The organism is Novosphingobium aquae, from assembly GCF_037572715.1.
Taxonomy (GTDB): Bacteria; Pseudomonadota; Alphaproteobacteria; order Sphingomonadales; family Sphingomonadaceae; genus Novosphingobium; species Novosphingobium aquae.
The window spans coordinates 294,976-316,979 of record NZ_JBBHJY010000002.1 but is presented as its reverse complement, the minus strand read 5'-3'; the positions used below and the strand labels follow the sequence as shown (position 1 = coordinate 316,979).

At 63.9% G+C, this 22,004-nt stretch carries 19 protein-coding genes; 13 read left to right on the top strand and 6 right to left on the bottom strand.

What is annotated here, in order from left to right:
• The first annotated feature begins 18 nt into the window (after positions 1 to 18).
• The 5 genes from WG900_RS06820 to WG900_RS06800 all read left to right on the top strand — a co-directional run bounded on the left by WG900_RS06820 (position 19) and on the right by WG900_RS06800 (position 4,235).
• The gene (locus WG900_RS06820) at positions 19 to 828 is read left to right on the top strand and encodes an LD-carboxypeptidase (RefSeq protein ID WP_339965796.1); all 810 of its coding nucleotides are present in this window, start codon (positions 19 to 21) and stop codon (positions 826 to 828) included.
• 48 nt (positions 829 to 876) lie between these two features.
• Positions 877 to 1,812: an ACP S-malonyltransferase gene (gene fabD, locus WG900_RS06815; RefSeq protein ID WP_339965795.1), complete on the top strand. Its 936-nt coding sequence runs from the start codon at positions 877 to 879 to the stop codon at positions 1,810 to 1,812.
• An 11-nt stretch (positions 1,813 to 1,823) separates the two neighbouring features.
• Positions 1,824 to 2,573 carry a 3-oxoacyl-[acyl-carrier-protein] reductase gene (fabG, locus tag WG900_RS06810; protein ID WP_339965989.1) on the top strand — a complete coding sequence of 250 codons (750 nt, stop codon included), beginning with the start codon at positions 1,824 to 1,826 and terminating at the stop codon, positions 2,571 to 2,573.
• 196 nt (positions 2,574 to 2,769) lie between these two features.
• On the top strand, positions 2,770 to 3,888 hold the full coding sequence (dnaN, locus tag WG900_RS06805) for a DNA polymerase III subunit beta (protein ID WP_339965794.1): 1,119 nt from the start codon (positions 2,770 to 2,772) through the stop codon (positions 3,886 to 3,888).
• 11 nt (positions 3,889 to 3,899) lie between these two features.
• A complete protein-coding gene (locus WG900_RS06800; RefSeq protein WP_339965792.1) occupies positions 3,900 to 4,235 on the top strand; it encodes a hypothetical protein in 336 nt (111 codons plus the stop codon).
• Positions 4,236 to 4,270: 35 nt separating this feature from the next.
• On the opposite strand, the gene WG900_RS06795 is transcribed toward WG900_RS06800, so the two are convergent.
• Entirely contained in the window at positions 4,271 to 5,590 is a 1,320-nt protein-coding gene (locus WG900_RS06795) for an FAD-dependent oxidoreductase (protein WP_339965791.1), read from the bottom strand.
• Between the two features lie 189 nt (positions 5,591 to 5,779).
• Here WG900_RS06795 and WG900_RS06790 point away from each other — a divergent pair, with 189 nt between their 5' ends.
• The 4 genes from WG900_RS06790 (at position 5,780) to WG900_RS06775 (ending at position 13,155) form a co-directional block, all read left to right on the top strand.
• On the top strand, positions 5,780 to 8,491 hold the full coding sequence (locus WG900_RS06790) for an EAL domain-containing protein (protein ID WP_339965790.1): 2,712 nt from the start codon (positions 5,780 to 5,782) through the stop codon (positions 8,489 to 8,491).
• A 176-nt stretch (positions 8,492 to 8,667) separates the two neighbouring features.
• On the top strand, positions 8,668 to 10,797 hold the full coding sequence (locus WG900_RS06785; protein WP_339965788.1) for an EAL domain-containing protein: 2,130 nt from the start codon (positions 8,668 to 8,670) through the stop codon (positions 10,795 to 10,797).
• A 48-nt stretch (positions 10,798 to 10,845) separates the two neighbouring features.
• Positions 10,846 to 12,663: a translation elongation factor 4 gene (gene lepA / locus WG900_RS06780; protein ID WP_339965786.1), complete on the top strand. Its 1,818-nt coding sequence runs from the start codon at positions 10,846 to 10,848 to the stop codon at positions 12,661 to 12,663.
• Between the two features lie 177 nt (positions 12,664 to 12,840).
• Positions 12,841 to 13,155 (top strand): DUF6481 family protein, encoded by a 315-nt coding sequence (locus tag WG900_RS06775; RefSeq protein WP_339965784.1) that lies wholly within the window; start codon positions 12,841 to 12,843, stop codon positions 13,153 to 13,155.
• 12 nt (positions 13,156 to 13,167) lie between these two features.
• On the opposite strand, the gene WG900_RS20195 is transcribed toward WG900_RS06775, so the two are convergent.
• Together WG900_RS20195 and WG900_RS06770 are read right to left on the bottom strand one after the other, a co-directional pair.
• Positions 13,168 to 13,356, bottom strand: coding sequence for a CcdB family protein (locus WG900_RS20195; protein ID WP_417597165.1), 189 nt, complete (start codon positions 13,354 to 13,356; stop codon positions 13,168 to 13,170).
• A 39-nt stretch (positions 13,357 to 13,395) separates the two neighbouring features.
• Positions 13,396 to 13,548 (bottom strand): hypothetical protein, encoded by a 153-nt coding sequence (locus WG900_RS06770; RefSeq protein ID WP_339965783.1) that lies wholly within the window; start codon positions 13,546 to 13,548, stop codon positions 13,396 to 13,398.
• Positions 13,549 to 13,864: 316 nt separating this feature from the next.
• Here WG900_RS06770 and WG900_RS06765 point away from each other — a divergent pair, with 316 nt between their 5' ends.
• The 3 genes from WG900_RS06765 (at position 13,865) to WG900_RS06755 (ending at position 17,104) form a co-directional block, all read left to right on the top strand.
• Complete coding sequence (locus WG900_RS06765; protein WP_339965782.1) at positions 13,865 to 15,505, top strand: tetratricopeptide repeat protein; 1,641 nt, start codon at positions 13,865 to 13,867, stop codon at positions 15,503 to 15,505.
• An 83-nt stretch (positions 15,506 to 15,588) separates the two neighbouring features.
• On the top strand, positions 15,589 to 16,167 hold the full coding sequence (locus tag WG900_RS06760) for a TetR/AcrR family transcriptional regulator (RefSeq protein ID WP_339965781.1): 579 nt from the start codon (positions 15,589 to 15,591) through the stop codon (positions 16,165 to 16,167).
• Positions 16,168 to 16,258: 91 nt separating this feature from the next.
• Positions 16,259 to 17,104 carry a TauD/TfdA dioxygenase family protein gene (locus WG900_RS06755; protein ID WP_339965780.1) on the top strand — a complete coding sequence of 282 codons (846 nt, stop codon included), beginning with the start codon at positions 16,259 to 16,261 and terminating at the stop codon, positions 17,102 to 17,104.
• Positions 17,105 to 17,190: 86 nt separating this feature from the next.
• Here the strand turns inward: WG900_RS06755 and WG900_RS06750 are convergent, their stop codons facing one another.
• Together WG900_RS06750 and WG900_RS06745 are read right to left on the bottom strand one after the other, a co-directional pair.
• Entirely contained in the window at positions 17,191 to 17,766 is a 576-nt protein-coding gene (locus WG900_RS06750) for a hypothetical protein (protein WP_339965778.1), read from the bottom strand.
• A gap of 63 nt (positions 17,767 to 17,829) precedes the next feature.
• Positions 17,830 to 19,170 carry a DUF4118 domain-containing protein gene (locus tag WG900_RS06745; protein WP_339965776.1) on the bottom strand — a complete coding sequence of 447 codons (1,341 nt, stop codon included), beginning with the start codon at positions 19,168 to 19,170 and terminating at the stop codon, positions 17,830 to 17,832.
• A 102-nt stretch (positions 19,171 to 19,272) separates the two neighbouring features.
• Between WG900_RS06745 and WG900_RS06740 the strand changes: the two genes are divergently transcribed.
• Entirely contained in the window at positions 19,273 to 21,198 is a 1,926-nt protein-coding gene (locus WG900_RS06740) for a potassium transporter Kup (RefSeq protein WP_417597081.1), read from the top strand.
• Between the two features lie 2 nt (positions 21,199 to 21,200).
• Here the strand turns inward: WG900_RS06740 and WG900_RS06735 are convergent, their stop codons facing one another.
• Positions 21,201 to 21,911: a spermidine synthase gene (locus tag WG900_RS06735; protein ID WP_339965774.1), complete on the bottom strand. Its 711-nt coding sequence runs from the start codon at positions 21,909 to 21,911 to the stop codon at positions 21,201 to 21,203.
• Positions 21,912 to 22,004: the final 93 nt, after the last annotated feature.

The window sequence follows — 22,004 nt, the reverse complement described above, 5'->3', positions numbered from 1 at the left end:
CTCGGATAGGAGGTTGCCATGATCTCCATCGCCATCTGCGCCCCGGCCTGCCCGATCACGCATGACGACGCGGCCGCAGTGGCGCGCCTTGCCGAAGGGCGCGATATCGAACTGATGTTCCATCCGCAATGCTTCGAGAGCGAAGGCCACTTCGCCGGCCCGGACGAGGCGCGGCTGGCGGCTTTCCTTGAGTGCGCGAACGATCCCGCCTTTGACGCGGTGTGGTTCGCGCGGGGCGGTTATGGCTCGAACCGGATAGCCGAGGCGGCGATGGCCGGGTTGAATGCTTCGGCGCAGGACAAGGCGTTCCTTGGCTATTCCGACATGGGCTACCTGCTCGGCGGGCTGTACCGCGAGCGGATCGGCCGCCCGGTCCATGCCCCCATGCCCGCCGACATTCGCCGCGAGGGCGGGGCAGATGCGGTTACGCGGGTGTTTGACTGGCTGGAGGGCGACCATGCCGGCATCGAACCTTCGCTCGACAGTCATCCGACGGTTGCCTTCAATCTGACGACCTTGGCCATGCTTTGCGGCACGCCGCTGATGCCGGGGCTTGCGGGCCATGTCGTGCAGGTCGAGGAAGTCAGCGAGCACCTCTACGCCGTCGACCGCCTGTTCTTTCACGCCACCGCGCACCTTTCGGGCATTGCCGGATTGCGGCTCGGGCGGGTGGGGCAAGTGCCGGAGAACGACCGGCCGTTCGGCGCCGAGGCGGAGGACATTGCCCGCTACTGGTGCCAGCGCCACGCGATTCCCTTTCTGGGCCGGGCCGACATCGGCCATGATGCCGCCAACAAGATCGTCCCCTTCGGACTTGCCACAGCGTAGCGCCGGCAATAGGGCGCGCGCCACATTACAGATGGAGAGGTTGCAGCCATGCGCGCTTTCGTATTTCCGGGTCAAGGTAGCCAGAAGGTTGGCATGGGCGTTGACCTCGCCGCAGCCAGCGCCGCCGCGCGCGAGGTGTTTCAGGAAGTCGACGACGCGCTCGGCCAGAACCTCTCCGCGATCATGCGCGAAGGCCCAGAAGACGCGCTGACCCTGACCGAGAACGCCCAGCCGGCGATCATGGCCAATGCCATCGCGGTGCTGCGCGTGCTGGAACGCGAAGGCGGCATTAACCTCGCTGAGAGGGCCGATTTCGTCGCCGGGCACAGTCTGGGCGAATATACCGCTTTGTGCGCCGCGGGGGCGTTCAGCCTTGCCGATACCGCCCGCCTGCTCAAGCTGCGCGGACAGGCGATGCAGGCGGCCGTGCCGGTGGGCGTGGGCGCGATGGCGGCGCTGCTGGGGGCGGACATCGACAAGGCCACGCGGCTTGCCGAAGCCGCAGCCGAGGGCCAGGTTTGCACCATCGCCAATGACAACGATCCCACGCAGGTCGTGATCTCGGGCCACCGCGAAGCGATCGAACGCGCAATTGCCATGGTCAAGGACTTCGAGATCAAGCGCGGCCTGCTGCTGCCGGTCTCGGCCCCGTTCCACTGCCCGTTGATGCAGCCGGCTGCCGATGCCATGGCCGAAGCACTCGCCAAGACCGCGCCCGGCGCACTGCGCGTGCCGCTATTCGCCAATGTCACCGCCGCCGTGGTTAGCGATCCCGCCGAAGTTCAGCGCCTGCTGGTCGAACAGGTCACCGGCCGCGTCCGCTGGCGCGAAAGCGCGATTGCCATGGTCGATGCCGGTGTGGAGCAATTCGTCGAACTGGGCGGCAAGGTGCTGGGCCCGATGATCATGCGATCGGTCGCCGATGTCTCGATCACCAGCGTGATCGGCATGGCGGATATTGAAGATTTGGCGAAGGGACTCTGATTATGGACAAGATGTTCGATCTCACAGGAATGACCGCCCTCGTCACCGGTGCCGCCGGCGGTATTGGTTCCGCAATCAGCCACGCACTCGCCAAGCAGGGTGCGCGGTTGGCGCTTTCGGGGACCAACCCGTCCAAGTTGCGCTCGTTCCGTGAGGAGCTGAACGACACCTATGGCCATGACCATGTCGAGATAACCTGCGACCTCTCCAACACCGAGCAGGTCGAGCATCTCGTGCCTGCCGCCGTCGACACGCTCGGCAAGATCGACATTCTGGTCAACAATGCCGGCATCACGCGTGACAACCTTGCCATGAGGATGAAGGACGAGGAGTGGGACGCGGTGATCCGCGTCAATCTGGAGGCCGCCTTCCGCCTGATGCGCGCTGCGACCAAGCCGATGATGAAGGCGCGCTTTGGCCGCATCATCAGCATCACCAGCGTGGTCGGCGCGACCGGCAATCCGGGGCAGGTCAACTATGCCGCCGCCAAGGCCGGCCTTGTCGGCATGTCGAAGTCGCTGGGTCAGGAACTCGCCAGCCGCGGCGTGACGGTCAACTGTGTCGCCCCCGGCTTCATCCGCACCGCCATGACCGACGGCCTGCCCGACGGCCAAAAGGACGCGCTCAACAGCCGCATCCCGATGGGCCGCATGGGCGAGGGCGGGGATATCGGCGCTGCCGTCGCCTATCTCGCCAGCCGCGAGGCTAGTTACATCACCGGCCAGACGCTCCACGTGAACGGCGGCATGGCGATGCTGTAACGGGGCTGCTGGTTTGATTGGGCGAAACCCCGGAATTATCCCCAGTTTCGCCCTTGTCATGGCCCTTTACGCTTGCCCGCGACGGACCCCGCGTTAAGGAAGAAAGTCCGAAAATTTCCGGTTTGCAGCCGATTCTTGTCTGCTGCGTGCCAATCAAGGGTCTTTGCGCGAAGGCGCGATGGGGAATGGGACGACGATGAAAGCCACTATCGAACGCGCGACACTCCTGAAGTGCCTGTCGCACGTCCAGTCCGTTGTCGAACGGCGCAATACCATTCCGATCCTGTCGAACGTCCTGATCGAGGCATCGGGCGCCGGCGCGGTGAAGATCATGGCGACTGACCTCGACATTCAGGTCGTCGAAACGATGAACGCGGTCTCGGTCGACGTGGCCGGCGCGATCACTGTCTCGGCCCACCTGCTGTTCGATATCGCGCGCAAGTTGCAGGACGGCAGCCAGGTCAGCCTGGAAGTCACCGACAACCGCATGACGGTGAAGGCCGGCCGCAGCCGCTTCAGCCTGCCGACCCTGCCGCGGGACGATTTCCCGGTGATCGTCGAAGGCGATCTGCCGACCAGCTTCGAACTGCCCGCCGCAACGCTGGCCGAACTAATTGACCGCACCCGCTTTGCCATCAGCACCGAGGAAACGCGCTACTACCTCAACGGCATTTTCCTGCACGTCAGCGATGACGAGCTGAAGGCAGCCGCCACCGATGGCCACCGCCTCGCACGTTATACCCTCAAGCGGCCCGACGGCGCCGAGGGCATGCCCGACGTGATCGTGCCGCGCAAATGCGTCGCCGAATTGCGCAAGCTGCTCGAAGAATCGCTCGATACCAACGTGTTGATCGATCTTTCGGCCAGCAAGGTGCGCTTCACCCTTGGCGGCGAAAACGGCGTCGTGCTCACGTCCAAGCTGATCGACGGCACTTTCCCCGATTACAGCCGCGTGATTCCGACCGGGAACGACAAGCTTCTGCGCCTCGATCCGCGCACCTTCTACGAAGGTGTGGACCGCGTGGCGACCATCGCCACCGAAAAGACCCGCGCGGTGAAGATCAGCCTCGACAATGACCGCGTGACCCTCTCGGTCACCTCGCCCGACAACGGCACGGCGGCGGAAGAATTGCCTGCGGACTACAAGTCCGAAGGGATCGAGATCGGCTTCAACGCCAATTACCTCAAGGATATCCTCGCCCAGATCGATGGCGACACGGTCGAACTGCACCTTGCCGATGCCGGCGCGCCGACGCTGATCCGCAAGGATGACAAGTCGGCTGCGCTTTACGTGCTGATGCCGATGCGGGTCTGACCGCGATGTCGATGACCCTTGCCCTCGGCTTGCTGGCGACGTCTGCCTCTGGCGCGAATGCAACGGCAATCGGCGATTCCGACCTGCGCTGTGCCGGTTGGGCGGCGATGATGGTCGGGACCAACCAGAAGGACAAGGAACTGGCCAGCAGCATGTCGCTCGTCCTGGCCTTTTTCATTGGGCGCTGGGAAGGCACCACGGGCAAGCGCTTCGAACAGGGCCTGACTGCCGACTACATCAATAAAAACGGCGCGGAAATCGAAGGTGCCAAGGATGAGTGCCTGCCGCGCATGATGGATCTCGGAACGCGGATGACCACTTGGGGCGACGTCCTTCAGGGCAAATAGCCGCGTTTGGCGGGGCCGCCTGTTTCGCTCCCGGCTTACCGCTTTGCCGCTTCGATCATGTGATCGACATTCACAAACTTCTCGCGCGGCGAATCCTCGCGGGCGTTGGCCTTTTCGGCTTCGTCGATGTTCTGCCAGTCGCGGAAGCGGACAATCTTGAGGTTGCGCTGTTCTGCCAGCGCATCAAAGGCCGCGCGGCCGGGCTTGCCGCCCTTGGCTGCGCCTGACGCCAGGTCCTCTACAATACGTTCGATAATCGAGAAGCCGTCTGGCCGGTTGGTGCCGATCGTCCCCGAAGGTCCGCGCCGCGCCCAGCCGACGCAGTAGAGCCCTGGCAGGATGCGGCCATCGACATTGGCGAAGCGGCCTGCGCTTTCCTCGAACGGTACGCTGGGGATCGGCGATGTCTGGTAGCCGATGCAGGCGACGACGAGGCTGGCGGGCACAACGTAAGTCTCGCCTGTGCCAACGGCGCGGCCGCCGTCCAGCTTCGTGCGCTCGACTTCGACACCCGTAACCTTGCCCCCATCACCCAGAATACGCTTGGGTGAGGCGAAGAAATCGAACTCGATCTCGATGTCCTTGTCGGCGCGGTGGCTTTCCGGAATGGCGGCGAAGGAGCGCAGGTGAGTGACCGACTTGCGCTGGCCGGGTTCGAGCAGCGCGTCCTCGCCCTCGTCGGGCAGGTCGGCTGGATCGACGCGCGGGCAAGCGCGAGTCAGGTGCGCGAGTTCGCCCAGTTCCTTGGTCGTCATGGCGATCTGGTGGGGTCCGCGGCGGCCCAGGATGGTGATCTGCTCGATTCTTGATTGCTGAAGGATATCAAGCGCATGGGCAACAATGTCGCTGCCGGCGAATTCACCGCGCGTCTTGGCGAGAATGCGCGCCACGTCGAGTGCGACATTGCCGTTGCCGATTACCACGGCGTGGCCGCCCGACACGTCGGGATCGAGCCCGGCGAACTGCGGGTGGCCGTTGTACCAGCCGACAAAGGCGGCGCTGCCGTAAACTCCGGCCAGGTCTTCGCCTTCCAGCCCCAGCTTTTTGTCATGCGGCGCGCCGGTGGCGAGCACGACCGCATCGTACATGGCCTCAAGCTCGGCGATGGAGATATCCTCGCCCACGGTGACATTGCCGATGAAGCGTACATTGTCTGACAGGGCGACGGCTTCGTAACGTTTCGACACACCCTTGATCGACTGGTGATCGGGCGCGACGCCGGTGCGGATCAGGCCGAAAGGCACGGGCAGGCGGTCGAAAATGTCGACCACAACATCCTCGCCCCACTGCTTCTGCGCGGCTTCCGCGGTGTAATATCCAGCCGGTCCTGAACCGATGATCGCAATCTGCCGCACGCCTCACCCCAATTCGTTTATTTCGTCATTTTCTGTGAGGACCATTTGCAATCGGAATCGCGGCATTGCGCAAGGCTTTTCTGAGATTTTCCACCAGCCAGCGGCGGGCCGTGGTGTTTGACTTGTAAAATTGAGGAAATTCGGCGCGCAATTAACCGTTTTGCAGGGGCAGTTTGGCAGGGTTGGCGAATGAGTGATGATTTGGTTCAACGGGATATATCCGCGCAGGATGCCGCGCGCCCGTTGACGCCTGCTCCAGACACGTCGCTGGTAACGGAAAATTCCGGTCCGGCCCCGGTCAATTCCGGCTCCTCGCGCCGCGCCGCGACCACCGCGAAAGTGCGCGGAAAGCGTTATGTTCAGCGCTATGCCCTGCCGCCTGAATGGTGGCACATGGGGCCGGTCATGGCCATTGTCATGGTCGGCAACGGGCTGACTTCGTGGTCGCTCCCGTCCATCGTCCAGAGCCTGATCTGCGGCGTTGCCATGGCTGTTGCCATGCTGGCGCGCAAGGCCATTGCTTTCGAGCAGGACCACGAACTCAGCACGCAGGCGACTTATCTTGTCGTCGCGTTGATGGTCGGCCTGCCGATGATCCTGTTCGGCGCAGGGATGGGAATGTGGTTCGAAGCGGATGGCGTGCTGGGCGTCGAAGTTGCCAGCCTCGTGCTGCTCGACCTGATCTGCGCGATCAAGACCAGTGGACGGCTGAAGGCCTTGATCACCGGCAAGCTGGCCCTGTGGCTGGGATTTCTCATCACCTCGTTCCATCCTGTCGTGCTCATGGCGATCATCGCCGCCGCCCTGATGGGCCTCTATTCGTCACGCCAGCAGGCGCGCGAAGACAACCGCGCGCAGAAAGCGCAGGAAGAGGTCGAGCGGGCGCAGCAGCGGGCCGAACTGATCCTCAACGATTTCGAACAGACCCGTCAGGGCTGGTTCTGGGAAACCGACCGGCGCGGCATGATCACCTATGTTTCGCCGACCATCGGTGAGATCGTCGGGCGCGAAAGCCGCCGCCTGATTGGCCGGCCTTTCACCGAACTGTTCATCCTCGACGACCAGTCGCAGGAAGGCGAGCGCACGCTGGCGTTCCACTTGTCCACCCGGTCCTCGTTCCAGGAGCTCGCCGTCCACGCGGCAACAAAGAACCGTGACGAGCGCTGGTGGTCGATCAACGGCCTGCCGATCTATGACGACTACAACAACTTCCAGGGCTTTCGCGGTTCGGGCAGCGACCTGACCGAGCGCCGCCGTTCGGAAGAAAAGGTGACCCGTCTGGCGCATTACGATTCGCTGACCGGCCTCGCCAACCGGTTGCAAATGTCGCAGATGCTCGAGAAGATCCTGACCGCCAGGGCCGAGGCGCAGCGCGCCTGCGCGGTCCTGCTCCTCGATCTCGACCGGTTCAAGCAGGTCAACGATACGTTGGGCCACCCGGCTGGCGATGCCCTGCTGAAGCAGGTGTCGCAGCGGCTTGAACGCGTGGTCGGCCGGGCCGGCCGAGTCGGGCGCCTGGGCGGTGACGAATTCAAGGTGATCGTCCCGGGCCACACGCCCAATGCCGAGCTTGCCGAACTCGCCCGCCGCGTGATCGAGGCGCTGTCTCAGCCCTATCTGATCGAAGGGCACCGCGTGATGATCGGCGCTTCGATCGGCATTGCCCTGGCCCCGGAAAACGGGGTGACCTCCGAAGCCCTGATCCGCAACGCCGACCTTGCGCTTTACGCGGCCAAGGACGGCGGGCGCGGCCGCCACCATTTCTACGCGCCCGACCTCCATTCCGACGCCGAGGAGCGCCGCCAGCTTGAACAGGACCTGCGCGATGCGCTGACTACTGGCGGGCTGGAATTGTATTACCAGCCGGTCGTCTCGACCACGACTGAGAAGATCACCGGCTTCGAGGCGCTGCTGCGCTGGAACCATCCGGTGCGCGGGCAGCTCAGCCCGGCAAAGTTCATCCCCATCGCCGAGGACGCCGGTCTGATTGTCCAGATTGGCGAATGGGCGCTGCGCACGGCCTGTCATGACATGGCCAAGTGGCCCGAAGGCGTGCGCGTGGCGGTCAACGTCTCGCCGCTGCAGTTTGCCAACCCGACGCTGCCGGCAGTGGTCACCAATGTCATCGCCTCGGCCCAGATCGATCCCTCGCGGCTCGAACTGGAAATCACCGAAAGCGTGTTCCTCAATGACAGCGACGGCACCGACGCGATGTTCGCCGCGCTCAAGCGGATCGGCGTGCGTCTGGCGCTCGACGATTTCGGCACTGGCTATTCCTCGCTCGGCTATCTGAAGAAAGCGCCGTTCGACAAGATCAAGATCGACCAGTCCTTCGTGCACGGCGCAACGATTCACGGCAGCCGCAACGGCGCGATCATTTCCTCGATCGTCAGTCTGGCCGAAGCGCTCGACATGGAAACCACGGCGGAAGGCGTGGAGACGCTGGACGAGCTCGATCTGGTCCGCGTTCTGGGCTGCAGCCACGTTCAGGGCTTCGTCTATGCCAAGCCGCTGACCCGCGAAGATGCCGAGGCGCTGCTGGCGCGCGGCCTTGCCGTGACCGCCGATGGTCCGCGTTCGGCTCGCAGCCCCCGTCAGACGATGCTGCGCCGGGTGATGCTGCAGCACGGACAGCAACGCTATGACGCGACAATCCGCAATATCTCGCGCACCGGGGCGCTGGTATCGGGGCTGTGGAACGTGCCGTCAGGCACCGTGTTCACGCTCGAACTGGGTGAAGGCCAGGTGCTCACCATCACCTCGCGCTGGTCGAAGGAAGACCGCATGGGCATCGAATTTGCCCGGCCGCTCGATACTGACGAGAGCGGCCGCGTGATCCTCATGCCCGAACCGGTGAAGCGGCCGCTGCTTGATCGATCAAAGCTGCTGAAAGCGGGTTAGGCCGAGGGCTTTCCCCAAGGACAAGCCCCTAAACCTTGGTGGTTGGTTAACCATTGCGGGTTTACAAGTGCATCCAAGCCGCACCGCGCTTTTTGCCCGGCCGCCGGCCAGAGGCACAGATGATTAGAAGGCTTGGCAACTTCAGGCGCAGCGCATCCTCCTCCGAGGCACGACCCGTGCCGTCGGTGGACGAGGAGCGCGAGGCGCTGGCCGCCCTTCGCGATTACGAGGAATCGGGCCTTGGCTGGTTCTGGACTACCGATGCCGATGGCCTTTTGCGTTATGTTTCGTCCAGCGTTGCCAAGGCCTTGGGCAAGGAGCCCGGCGAACTGGTCGGCCAGCCGCTGGGCGCCCTGTTCTTTCTCGATAACGAGGAACGACAGGATACGGGCCGCACGCTGCCCCTCGCGCTCGCTTCGCACAAGACGTTCGCCGACTTTCCGCTGCGCGCCCGGCGCGAAGGCGCGGAGATCTGGTGGTCGGTATCCGGCCGTCCGCAATTGGATGCCAAGGGCGAATTCATCGGCTTTCGCGGCAATGGCGTCGACATCACCGAACAGCTGCGCGAAAGGCGCGACACCAGCCGGCTCGCCAAATTCGATTCGCTGACCGGACTTAACAACCGCTTCACCATGGGGCAGCGGCTTGAATCGACGCTGAGCGCCTATAAGTCGAGCCAGCGTTCGTGCTCGCTGATGATGATCGACCTGGACCGGTTCAAGCAGGTCAACGATACGCTGGGCCATCCGGTGGGCGATGCGCTGCTCAAGCAGGTGGCCGAACGGCTGCGCGGCGTGATTGGCAAGGACGGCGAGATCGGCCGCCTTGGTGGGGACGAATTCCAGATCATCCTCCCTGATTGCGAGGACCGCGGCAAGCTGGGCGACATTGCCAAGAGGATCATCGCGCTGGTATCGCAGCCCTATTCGATCGACAATTCGCGCTGCGTCATCGGCGCGTCGATCGGCATTGCCGTGGCGCCGTTCGATGGCGCGACCAGCGAGGAACTGGTGCGCAATGCCGACCTGGCGCTTTACGCGGCCAAGGGCGGCGGACGCGGGCAGTTCCGCTTCTTCTCGATCGAACTCCAGAACACCGCCGAAAAGCGCAAGGTGCTGGAAGAAGACCTTCGCCATGCGCTGGCAGAAGGGCAGATCCGGCTCGCTTACCAGCCGATTGTCACCCCGGCGACCAACATAGTCTGTGGCTTCGAGGCGCTTATGCGCTGGGAGCACCCCGAATTCGGCGAGCTGTCTCCGTCGATGTTCATTCCCATCGCCGAGGAATCGGACCTGATCGTCGGGCTCAGCGAATGGGCTCTCCGCGAGGCCTGCCGCGAGGCAGCGCAGTGGCCGGGCAGCCTGTTTGTCGCGGTCAACGTCGCGCCTGCCCACCTGGCGCACAACGGCTTCATGGCGGGACTGATGCAGGCCCTGGCCGAGTCGGAACTGCCCGGCGACCGGCTTGAGCTTGAATTCAACGAAGCGGTTTTCGGTGTCAGCGAGGAGCTGATCAACGAGACCTTTGGCGCACTGAAAACGCTGGGCGTGCGCGTCACGCTCGACAATTTCGGCGCCGGCATCTCGCCACTCGGACGGCTGCGCAACCATCACTTCAACAAGGTCAAGATCGACCGGCAGGTGGTCCAGCAAATGGCCTCGGGCCGCAGCCGCTGCGCAGCCATCGGAGCGTCGATCGTCACGCTCTCGCGAGAGCTTGGCATGACGGCGATTGCCGTCGGCGTCGAGGCGCGCGACGAATTGAAGGCCATGCAGGACCTCGGCATCAAGCAGGTGCAGGGCTACATCTATTCGCCGCCGTGCGGGATCGAGGAAGTGATCGACGCGCTGGCGACCGGACTGTGGATTCTCGAGCCCGATGGTCCGGCACGCCAGCGCGCCGACCGCCGCTCGGTCTATCGCCGCGTCGGGGTCATCCACGAAGACTTCCGCTATGACGTGATCATGCGCAACCTCAGCCGGGGGGGCGCACTGGTCGAAGGACTGTTCGACGTTCCTATCGGCACCGAATTCGTCGTGGATCTGGGCGAGGGACAACTGATGGTTTCCATCGTGCGCCGTTCAGATGGCGCGGTGCAGGGTCTCGAGTTCGAAAGCGCCTTGGTCGATGACGGCGCGGGCGGCCTGTGCACCCGCCACCGCGTGCCGCGCCACCTGCTCGATGCGATGGGTATGCCGGCCCCCGGCAGCACCGCGGCCGTGGTCGCGCTCAACACCAGCGGGGGTATGCACCTGCCCAAGTTCGCCACCATGGAAACCGCCGGAAAGCAGGGCAAAGCCGCCTGAATGCGCTGATGGCGTGACACCTTGCAGCGCCGCTGCTAACGGGCCCGGATGACTGATCTCGCCCTTATCCGTAATTTCTCCATCATCGCGCATATCGACCACGGCAAGTCCACGCTGGCTGACCGGCTGATCCAGCACACCGGCGGGCTGACCGAGCGTGAGATGAGCGCGCAAGTCCTTGATAACATGGATATCGAGAAAGAGCGCGGGATTACCATCAAGGCGCAGACCGTGCGGCTGAACTACACGGCCAAGGACGGGATCACCTATGAGCTGAACCTCATGGACACCCCCGGCCACGTCGACTTCGCCTACGAGGTCTCCCGCAGCCTCGCCGCCTGCGAAGGCGCGCTGCTGGTGGTTGACGCGGCGCAGGGCGTGGAAGCGCAGACCCTCGCTAATGTCTACCAGTCGATCGAGCATGACCACGAGATCGTCCCCGTCATCAACAAGATCGACCTCCCCGCCGCCGAACCCGACAAGGTCAGGGCCGAGATCGAGGAGGTCATCGGCCTTGACGCCAGCCAGGCCGTCCTCACCTCGGCGAAAAGCGGCATCGGCATCGCCGAAGTGCTCGAAGCCGTGGTCACCCGCATTCCCCCGCCCAAGGGCGACCGCGCCGCGCCGCTGAAGGCCATGCTGGTCGATTCCTGGTACGATTCCTATCTCGGCGTCGTCATCCTCGTGCGCGTGATCGACGGGGTGATCAAAAAGGGCCTGAACGTGAAGTTCATGGCCGGCGGAACCGAACACCTGATTGACCGCGTCGGCTGCATGACGCCCAAGCTGGAAGTGCTCGAGGAACTCGGCCCCGGCGAAATCGGAATCATCACCGCGCAGATCAAGGAAGTCGCCCAGGCCCGCGTCGGTGACACGATCACCACGGTGAAGAACGGGGCCGCGCAGGCGCTCCCGGGCTTCAAGGAAGTCCAGCCGGTGGTGTTCTGCGGCCTGTTCCCGGTCGATGCCGCCGACTTCGAAAAGCTGCGCGAATCCATCGCCCGCCTGCGCCTCAACGACGCCTCGTTCAGTTTCGAGATGGAGAGCAGCGCTGCGCTCGGCTTCGGCTTCCGCTGCGGCTTCCTCGGCCTGCTCCACCTCGAGATCATCCAGGAGCGCCTCACCCGCGAATACGATCTGGACCTGATTACCACCGCTCCCAGCGTCGTCTACCGCATCCAGCTACGCAAATCGAAGACCGACGACGCGCGCGAGATTCTGCTGCACAACCCGGCCGACTATCCCGATCCCAGCCGGATCGAAACGATCGAGGAACCGTGGATCAAGGCGGTGATCTACACGCCAGACGAATACCTCGGCTCGATCCTCAAGCTCTGCCAGGACCGGCGCGGCGTGCAGACCGGCCTCACCTATGTCGGCGGTCGCGCCCAGGTGAGCTACGAATTGCCGCTCAACGAAGTCGTGTTCGATTTCTACGACCGCCTGAAGAGCATCAGCCGCGGCTATGCCAGCTTCGATTACGAACAGATCGGCCTGCGCGAAGGCGACCTCGTCAAGATGGGCATCCTCGTCAACAACGAACCGGTCGATGCGCTGTCGATGATCGTCCACCGCTCCGTCGCCGAAACCCGCGGCCGCCACATGTGCGAACGCCTGAAAGACCTCATCCCCCGCCACCTGTTCAAGATCCCCATCCAGGCGGCGATCGGCGGCAAGGTGGTGGCCCGCGAAACCATCAGCGCCATGCGCAAGGATGTGACGGCCAAGTGCTATGGCGGCGACATCAGTCGCAAGAAAAAGCTGCTCGACAAGCAGAAGAAGGGCAAGGCGCGGATGCGCGAATACGGCAACGTCTCCATCCCGCAAGAAGCCTTCATCGCCGCCCTGCGCATGGGCGAAGAGTAACCAAAGACCCTCTCCATTTTTGTGCAGCCCAGATGAGGAGGTGGCAGCGCGTAGCGCTGACGGAGGGTAAAACTCCCCGCACCACCCCAGCAAAACCAAAAACCTCCGGCCCAGCCGGACCTATTCGCCAAACCGGCAGTTAACCCCTATAGCAGTGCACGAAAGGCCCGCTCCACCATGGCATCCTACAAAGACCCCAGCTTCCAGGACCGCACTGCGCTGGCCCAGCAGGCCCGCGAAAAGGCCCTGAAGCTCCTCGCCGCCAAGAAGGCGCCCGTCGACGAGGCCGAAGTTGCCCGCCGCAAGGCCGCCCGCGAAGCCAAGGAAGCCGCCGAAGCCGAAAAGCGCGCCGCCAAGAAGGCCGCACTTGAGCAGGCTAAGGCGGAGAAGAAGGCCGCCGCCATGGTGCCCGAAGTCGCCAAGCCGACCGAGGAAGAACTGAAGGCGGCGCGCGATGCGAAGTATGCCGCGCGGAAGAACAGGAAGAAGTGAGGGCGGGGGGCTTCAAACCCCCGTCAGCAGGAAATCCAGCGCGTTCACAATCTCGCGCTCATGCTCTGCAAGTGATCCGACTTGCGCGCCAAGCTCCCGCCGCTCTCCCGCGGATAGCTGCTGCGCCAGCGTTACATGGCCTGCGCCATCAACATCGAACAGTGGATTGAGATTGTGCGCGGGCTTTGGTGCGTCAGCCAGAAGCTGTGGTAAATAATCGCCCGCCTGCCGCCGCGCGGATCAGTCCTCCTGGTGGCCCAGCAGCGCCTTGCGCGCGCGGTCGTATTCAGGGGTGCCGGGGCGCAGACGTACGATCTGCGGTTCGCTCCACGGCTTGCGGTTCGCGCCTTGCGCGTTGCCCGCCTGCTCTTTGTCGGTCCAGATGTAGCTCATTGGCTTTTTGCAACTCCGTGGGCCGACCGAGCGCGTCAACAGGGGGTGGGAGGTTGGACTACATTCGATCGGCCGCTCCGTGATTCACCAGAGCCTGCGGGCGCTCGCAAGGTTCATACAGTGGCCCGGGGGTGTGAAACGGTTTCACGGGGTGCAGCGGCGCGGAGTTTGCGGGATGGGCGAAGGTAAGCGCGGCGTTAGCCAAAAGACACAAGTGTTGCTTGATGCGTCGGCAACCATTAGGCGCAGGATCGAAAAAACAAGACAATCGGCAACTACCTTGACGGTGGAGCCTCAGGGAGCGCTACCGGCTTCGATGGATCAGGACCGCCCCACCCCCGAAGCGATGCGGGCCGAACTGGCCGCAGTGCTGGCCAGCCCGGCCTTTGCGCGCTCGCCCGTCCTGTCGCGGCTGCTGGGCTACCTCGTCGACGAGAGCATTGCCGGGCGGGCGGAGCGGCTGAAATCGTACACCGTCGCGGTTGACGGGTTGGGGCGCGAGAGCGGGCATGATCCGCAGCTCGATACCTATTCGCGCGTCGCCATGGTGCGCCTGCGCCGGGCGCTCGATACGTTCTACCAGACTGACCCACGGGCCAGTGGGCAGCGGCTGAACATTCCGCTCGGGTCCTACAAGGTTGTGCTTGAGAACGCAGCAGAAGGAGAGACAGCGCCAGGGCCTGAGCTCGAAAACGCGCTTGCGGCCCGGCCCCTCACAATCCTGCGCCGCTATCGCTGGCCGATCCTGATGATGCTCCTCGCCTGCGCCCTGTTCGCCGGGCAATGGCTCTACAATCGCTCGCTGATCGAGGCGGCGACGTGGCAGCAGACCAATTTCCCCAACGTTCTGGTCCGGCTGGCCAGTCCGGCCGGGGCCTCTGCCTCGCCCGAGGAACGCGAGATTGCCGACAGCTTCCGCGAGGCCATCCGTCCCTATGAAGCCATCCGATTGGCCCATGCCATGACCGGCGAGGTGACCTACCTAGTCGATCTTCAGGTGAAGCCGGGGCAGGCGGGGGGCCGCATCGTGCGGATCGAGGTGACCAGCCTCAAGCGCAACCGCGTGACCTATCAGGCGGAGGTGCCGGTCAGCGCGGGGCAGCCGGATGCGGCGAGCAGGCTTGCCCTGGGCCGGGCGGCCTATGCAATCTTCGGTTATTCCGGCCAGATTGAATCGCTGGAATCGCGCAACAGCGTGGCGGCCAACTCGCCTTACGATTGCTGGCTGCGTTTCAGTCAGCAAGTGCGTACCGATCCGATGTACGACGATCCGGAACTGTCGGAATGCACACGGCGGTGGCACGAACACGCTCCGCAGCGCCCGGTGGCGGTGGCGATCTTTGCCTGGAGCGAGATGAACGCAGCGCTTGCTCCGCTGGCTTCCGGGTCAACGGAAAGCAAGCTCAGGGACACCCTCAAGCTGCTCGAAAGGGCGCGCGCTCGCTATCCGGAATCGCGGCACATCGCGCTTGCCCTCGCGCGCAATTATGCCTTGCTGGGATATCGGGAGTCGGTTCACGAAACCGTGAAGGGCCTGCGCGCCTCGGCCGGCTCCAACCCCGATCTGATCAACCTGGCCGGCATGTTCATGATCCTGCAGAACGACCTTTCGGGCGAAGCGCTTGTCGATGAATCGATCGCTTTCCATCCCGATCCGCCGGCGCGCTATTTCCTCGGCAAGTTCCTCGTCGCCATGATGCGCGACGATGTTGGCGGTGCGGGCAAGGCGCTGGACCGCGTGCTTGTCGAGAACCGGACCTCCGTCTGGGGGCAGGTGTTCCAGGCGGCCTACCTTGCCCGCTCAGGAAATGTGCCTGCGGCCAAGGCGGCCTGGAAGCTGGCGATCAACCAGCGGCCGGCGCTCGGCATCAGTCCGCGGATATTCATTGCTGCCAGCCCTGCTTCTCCCGAGATCGAGGCGCGGCTGCTGGCTTGGCTGGGGCCGGTGATCGAATGACGCCGTGCTATGCCGCCCAAGCCAATCTTGCGCGCTGCTCTGCTCTGGCCTAACCCTGATGACCGGATAGGGGATCGGTTACAATGACGGCACCACGGCGCAGGGTCGGGGCGGAAAACTCTGCGACTCGAACGGCGATTCTCGAGGCGACCGAGCAGGTGCTCGTCGAAGAGGGCTATGCTGCGGCGTCCACCCGCCGGGTTGCGGCACGCGCGGGGCTGAAGCCCAGCCTGGTCCACTATTACTTCCCGACCACAGACGACCTTCTCGTCGCCGTCTATCGCCGATCGGCCGAATGGGCGAACGAGGAACTGGAAAAGGCGCTGGCCGATCCAGATCCATTGCTGGCGCTGTGGCGCTATACGATCGACACGACACGAACCGCGCTGATGATTGAATTTATCGCCATGGCTGCCCACCGCCCATCGCTGCGTGAGGCGATGTCCGAACATGCCGGGCAGACCCATGCCTTGCAGGTAGCGGCAGTTGAACGCGCGCTGGGCGAACGGGCCAAGGAAGTTCCTCCCGTCGTGCTCGTTGCCGTGATTTCGGCGCTGGGCCGAAGCCTGGTGATGGAGTCCGGCATGGGAACCGGTTACGGCCATGCCGAGGCAAGGGAATGGTTCGAAGACTGGCTCAGGCGCAAGTCCGCCCCGGCTTGATCTGAATCAAGGCGCAGTTTCGGGCACCCGCTATTTCTCCTGCTGAACACCTGTTCAGTCAGCCCTTAACGGGCCACCGGGAGAGCCTGCGATGAACGTCATGACCACCACCAAGCTGCGCTACGAGCCGATCAAGGAAAAGATTGGCGCGCGCGTGCTGAACACCAAGGAAGAGCTGCTTTCGGGCGAGCTTTCCGCCGAGATCAACGACCTGCTCGAAGCCCGCGGCGTGCTGGTGTTCAAGCAATTGCACTTCACCGAGGAAGAGCAGATCGTTTTCACCAACCAGCTCGGCGGCAATGCCACTGAGATCGGCGTCGATGGCGGCGCGATCTTCTCGATCAGCCTTGATGCCGGCGAGCATCACAAGTCGGTGATCGAATACCTCAAGGGATCGCTGTTCTGGCATGTCGATGGCACGATGAACCCCGTGCCGGTGCGCGGCTCGATCCTGACCAGCAAGGTCCTGCCCACCTGGGGCGGCAATACCGAGTTCGCCAATTGCTACGCCGCCTATGACGACCTGTCGCAGGAGGTGAAGGACAAGATCGATCCGCTGCGCGTGGTCCACGCCATGTGGGTTTCGCAGCTGTACCACACGCCCGAACCCAGCATGGAGCAACTGCTCGACTGGCAGTCGAAGGGTACGCAGGAACTGCCACTGGTTTGGACGCACAGGAACGGGCGCAAGAGCCTGGTGCTGGGCAATACGGCGCGCAATGTCGTCGGTCAGGATTTCGAGGAAAGCGCCCGTACGCTCCACGGCCTGCGCGAACACGCCACCAGCGAGCCGTACCACTACGCCCACGAATGGGAGGTGGGCGACAGCGTGATGTGGGACAACACCGGCACGCTGCACCGCGCCATGCCCTATGACCCGGACTGCGGCCGCCTGCTCAAGCGCACGATCCTGCTGGGCGAGGAAGAATTCAGCTGAGGCAATTGCACGGTCCCGGGCCCAGTCCCCCGGGGCATTGCATGAGGCGCGCTTGCTGGTGGAGCAGGCGCGCCTTTTGCGTTGTCCTAGCGGTAGCCGGTGATCACGACAGCACCGAACGCGCCCTCGGCATAGGTCACTTCGACCGTGGTCGGCAGGCGCTTTGACCAGTCGTCATGGCGCTGCTGCGGAATGAAATAGCGCCCCGCTTGCAGCGGCGCATCCTCGGCGCCCGGCTTCAGCCACGCCCAGTAATTGAGCGCGCGGCTCTTGCTCCGGGTGGTCGTCTCGGTGCGGTCGAGCACCATTTGCACGCTGCATTCGCTGCCGAGCGCGGCCCCGTTGGCGCTGGGTAGCAGGCCCACGGTCCACACCGGCCAGCCCATCAGGCCGGTGACCAGACAGGCGATCGCGGCGAACTTGCGCACCCGTACGTCGGGCCGTCCTCGAACCATGAAGTGCCAGACGGCGGTCGCCGTCAGCGCAGTAGCTAACAGCCCGGCGAGCTTCAGCCCGGAACCCGGCGCAACATCGCGCGGCCAGCGATCGCCGACTACGATCAGTAGAGCAAAGGTCAGCAGGATCGGCAGGGCAAAGGGCAGCGTCAGCTTGGCGAAAAAGCTGGCCGGAACGGACGGGCGGCTGGACACGGTGCGGTTCATGACCCCACCCTAATGCAGGTTGATTGCCAAACCTTTGCCGCCCCTATCCGCGAAAACTGGCCGTCACGCTGCCAGTCGGTAGCCGACGCCGGGTTCGTTGCGAATCAGTTCGGGATTGGCCGGATCGCGCTCCAGCTTCTTGCGCAGCGTGCCCACGGCGACGCGCAGGTAATCGACGTGATCCTGCTGGGCCGGCCCCCAGACGGCGCGGAGCAGCTGGGCATGCGTCAGGACCCGGCCGGCGTGTTTGGCGAGTTCGGACAGTACCGCGAATTCCTTGGGCGTCAGGTGCACCGGCTCACCAAGTCTGCTCACCGTCCGGCGGTGCAGGTCTATCGAAATTTCACCCAGCTCGATCGCTTCGTGTTGTGCCACCGGGCCGACATCGACGAGGTTGTCGATGTGGCGCTCGACCCCGGTGACCTCGCTATCGAGCTGCGCCACCAGGGTGCGGTCGGCAGCGCCTTCGCGGCGGAGCGCGCGGACGGCGGCCTGTATGGCTTTCAGCCGGGGCTTCACGTCGTCACCGATCGATGTCAGCAGGGCAGATCGCAGCTTGTCACGCGCGCGCAGCGCTGCCGAAGCGCGAGCCTCGCCGTCCAGTCTCGCCCGGTCAAGCGCCAGTGCCATCTGGTCGGTCAGGCTTTCGAACAGCCACAAGCCATCGTCCCGGATCGGCGGCGCGCCATCGTTGCGGGCGAGGCCGACCGCCGCGATGACATCGGTATCGGCCATGACGGGATGGAACTGCCAATCGGCCTGTGGTGCGCGCTTTTCCCCCCGGCCTGAGCGTTCGCCCGACAGCAGCGTGAACGAGGCGGCGGCAAGATCGCTGGGGCTGAGCGTTGCATCGGGTGATGATCGGGCCATCGGCGGTGCCTCATTGTCAGGGCTCAGGATAACGACATGGCAGCCGAACAGCTGGGCGAGTCGTAGCGCGCTGGCCTCGGCAACTTCTGCCTCGCCGCGCGCCGACAGCAGGCGGCGGGCAAACCCGGCAATCGCAGCATTGCGGGCGGCGTGCTGCGAGGCGATTTGCGCTTGCTGGCGAATCGAAGCCGCCAGCTGGCTGCAGACCAGCGCGACAAGGAACAGGACCATGACGGTGACAATGTCTGCCGCGCTGTGAATGACGAATGTGTGCACCGGCGCGGTGAAATAGTAATTGTAGGCGAGTGCTGAGGCCACTGCGGCCAAAAGGCCCGGCCCAAGCCCGCCATAGATCGCCGCGGCCAGCACTGGCAGCAGGTAGAGCATGACAACGGGCGAATTGCCCCAGCGCGAGGCTAGGAACAGTCCGACCACTGTCGCGAGGGCGACCAGCAGCAGGGCTCCTGAATATCCGGCCAGTCGGATGGCCACGGGGCGGTGCCTGTAAGGTATGGCAAGAATGTCTTCGGTCATGCTGCAGGAATGGACCTGCGGCGCCGGCACGTCGAGAAATTACGGTGGTCCTGCGCGAAATCCACATGGAATCTTTATGCGGTCAGGCCCCATTATAAAGGCATGTCAAACACCGCACAGCCATCGCCTGCCGGCAAGGCCGCAGTCCTCCCCGCCCCGACAAAGGACACTCCCAAAGACAGTTTCGCTGTTCTGATGATCGGCGCCATCGGCGTCGTCTTCGGCGATATCGGCACTTCGCCGCTCTACGCCATGAAGGAGAGCTTCATCGGCCCGCACCCGCTCGCGGTCGATCCGCTGCACATCTTTGGCGTGCTCAGCCTGATCTTCTGGTCGCTTATGCTGATTGTGACCGTGAAATATGTCTTCGTCGCCATGCGCGCCGACAATCGCGGCGAGGGTGGCTCCTTCGCCTTGCTCGCGCTCATATCTAGCCACCTCGACGAGCGGCGCAAGGCGGTGCTGCTGGTGCTTGGCGTGCTGGCCGCAGCGCTGTTCTATGGCGATGCCATGCTGACCCCGGCGATCTCGGTGCTATCAGCCGTCGAAGGCCTGACCATTGTCGAGGCAAGGCTGGAACCGCTGGTCCTGCCGATTGCCGTGCTGATCCTGCTCGGGCTGTTCTTCATCCAGTCGCGCGGCACGGCCCGGGTCGGCGCGCTTTTTGGCCCCATCGTGATGGTCTATTTCGTGGTGCTGGCTGTGCTCGGCGTGGTCAACATTGCCGCGCAGCCGCAAATACTCGGGATATTCAATCCCCTGTGGGCTGTCGAATTTTTCCAGAACGACCCGAAGCTGGCCTTCCTCGCGATGGGGTCGGTGTTCCTAGCGGTGACGGGTGCAGAGACGCTTTATGCCGACATGGGCCATTTTGGCCGCAAGGCAATTGGCATAAGCTGGCTGGTGCTCGTCTTCCCCTGCCTGATGCTCAATTACATGGGGCAGGGCGCGCTGTTGCTTGGCAATCCGGCGGCAGTGGAAAACCCGTTCTACCTGATGGCGCCGGAATGGGCGCGACTGCCGTTGATCGGCCTTGCCACCTGCGCGACGATCATCGCCAGCCAGGCAGTTATTACCGGCGCGTTCTCTGTCACGCATCAGGCCATCCAGCTAGGCTTCCTGCCGCGCTTCAAGATCCTTCACACCAGTGAGAAGTCCGCCGGGCAGATATATATGCCGGCGATCAACTGGGGCCTGCTGATCATGGTTCTGGTGCTCGTGCTGGGCTTTGGGGAATCGACGCGGCTGGCCTCGGCCTATGGCATTTCGGTGGTCGGCACGATGCTGATCACCACGGCCATGCTGGCCTTCCTGCTGTTTAAGGTGTGGCGCTGGAATCGCTGGGCGGCGACAGCCATGATTGCCCTGTTCGCGCTGGTCGATATCGCCTTCTTCCTGTCGAACATTGCCAAAATCGCTGATGGCGGCTGGGTGCCGCTGCTTGTGGCGGGGGTGATCTTCACCGTGCTCACCACCTGGGCCAAGGGCCGCGGCGTGCTGCGCGCGCATCTGGCGGCGGATTCAATCCCGCTCGAGGTCTTCGTCAAATCGACCGCCGCTTCGGTCCACCGGGTCAAGGGCACCTCGGTATTCCTCTCAGCCGCAAAGGAGGGCGTGCCGGCAGCGCTGCTGCACAACCTGAAGCACAATCAGGTGCTGCACGAGAATGTCGTGCTTCTGACGGTGGCGGTCGCCGAAACCCCGCGCGTTGAGGCAGCGAGCCGGCTTGAAGTGCATGAGGTTGGCCGCGGCTTCACCCGCGTGATCCTGCACTACGGCTTTACCGAAGAGATCGACATTCCGCGCGATCTTGCCGCAATCAGCAAGCAGGGTGTGGCGCTCGATCCGATGCGGACGAGCTATTTCCTCGGCCGGCAAAAGCTGATTGCCGCCAAGGAAGTGGCCGGTATGGCACTATGGCGCGAACACCTGTTTGCCTGGCTGCTCAAGGCTTCGGAATCGGCGATGGATTACTATCGCCTGCCCGCCAACCGCGTGGTCGAACTGGGCAGCCAGTTGCGGATCTGAAATCAGGTGCCGGGTAAGGCTGATTCCGCCTGACCCGGTACTGCAAACCAGATCACGTGCTTTGGTCCCTTGCCATTGCTGCGCGCCGCGACTTTCTGTTCGTCAACCACATAGCCGTTTTTCTTCAGCCGGTTGCTGAACACCGTGTCGGGCGCGGCGGACCATATGGCGAGGATGCCGCCGGGGGTGAGGGCGTTCTTGGTCTGGCGCAGGCCCTTGGCGGAATAGATCCGGTCATTGGCCTCGCGCACCAGTCCGTCGGGGCCGTTGTCGACATCGAGCAGGATCGCGTCAAAGCGCGGGATGCCGCCGGCGGCAGCGGTAAGGATAGTATCGGCGACGTCTTCCATCACCAGCGTCACGCGGGGATCGTCAAGGCAGCCGGCGGCAACCTCGGCCATCGGTCCGCGCGCCCAGTCGATGATGCCGGGGACCAGCTCGGCGACCGTGATGCGCGCGTCCGGCCGCAACTTTTCCAGCGCGGCGCGGAGCGTAAAGCCCATGCCGTAGCCGCCGATCAGCAGGCGCAGGGCCTTTCGGCCCTTCAGCCGGTCGATCGGCATCGACGCCAGCGCCACTTCGGACCCACTTTTGCGCGTGGACATCAGTTCGTTATGGCCCAGCACGATCATGAAATCGCGGTCGTGGCGATAGAGCTTGAGCTCGTCCCCGCCGGGGATGCGGGCCGTGCCCAGGTGTTCGCGTGCGATCATGGCCCCGCGCATAGCGGCTCGGCCCTTGCCATGCCAAGGGTTTCCCCAAGGGGTACGGGAATTCCCTGAAGGGAAGATTCACACCAGTTTAAC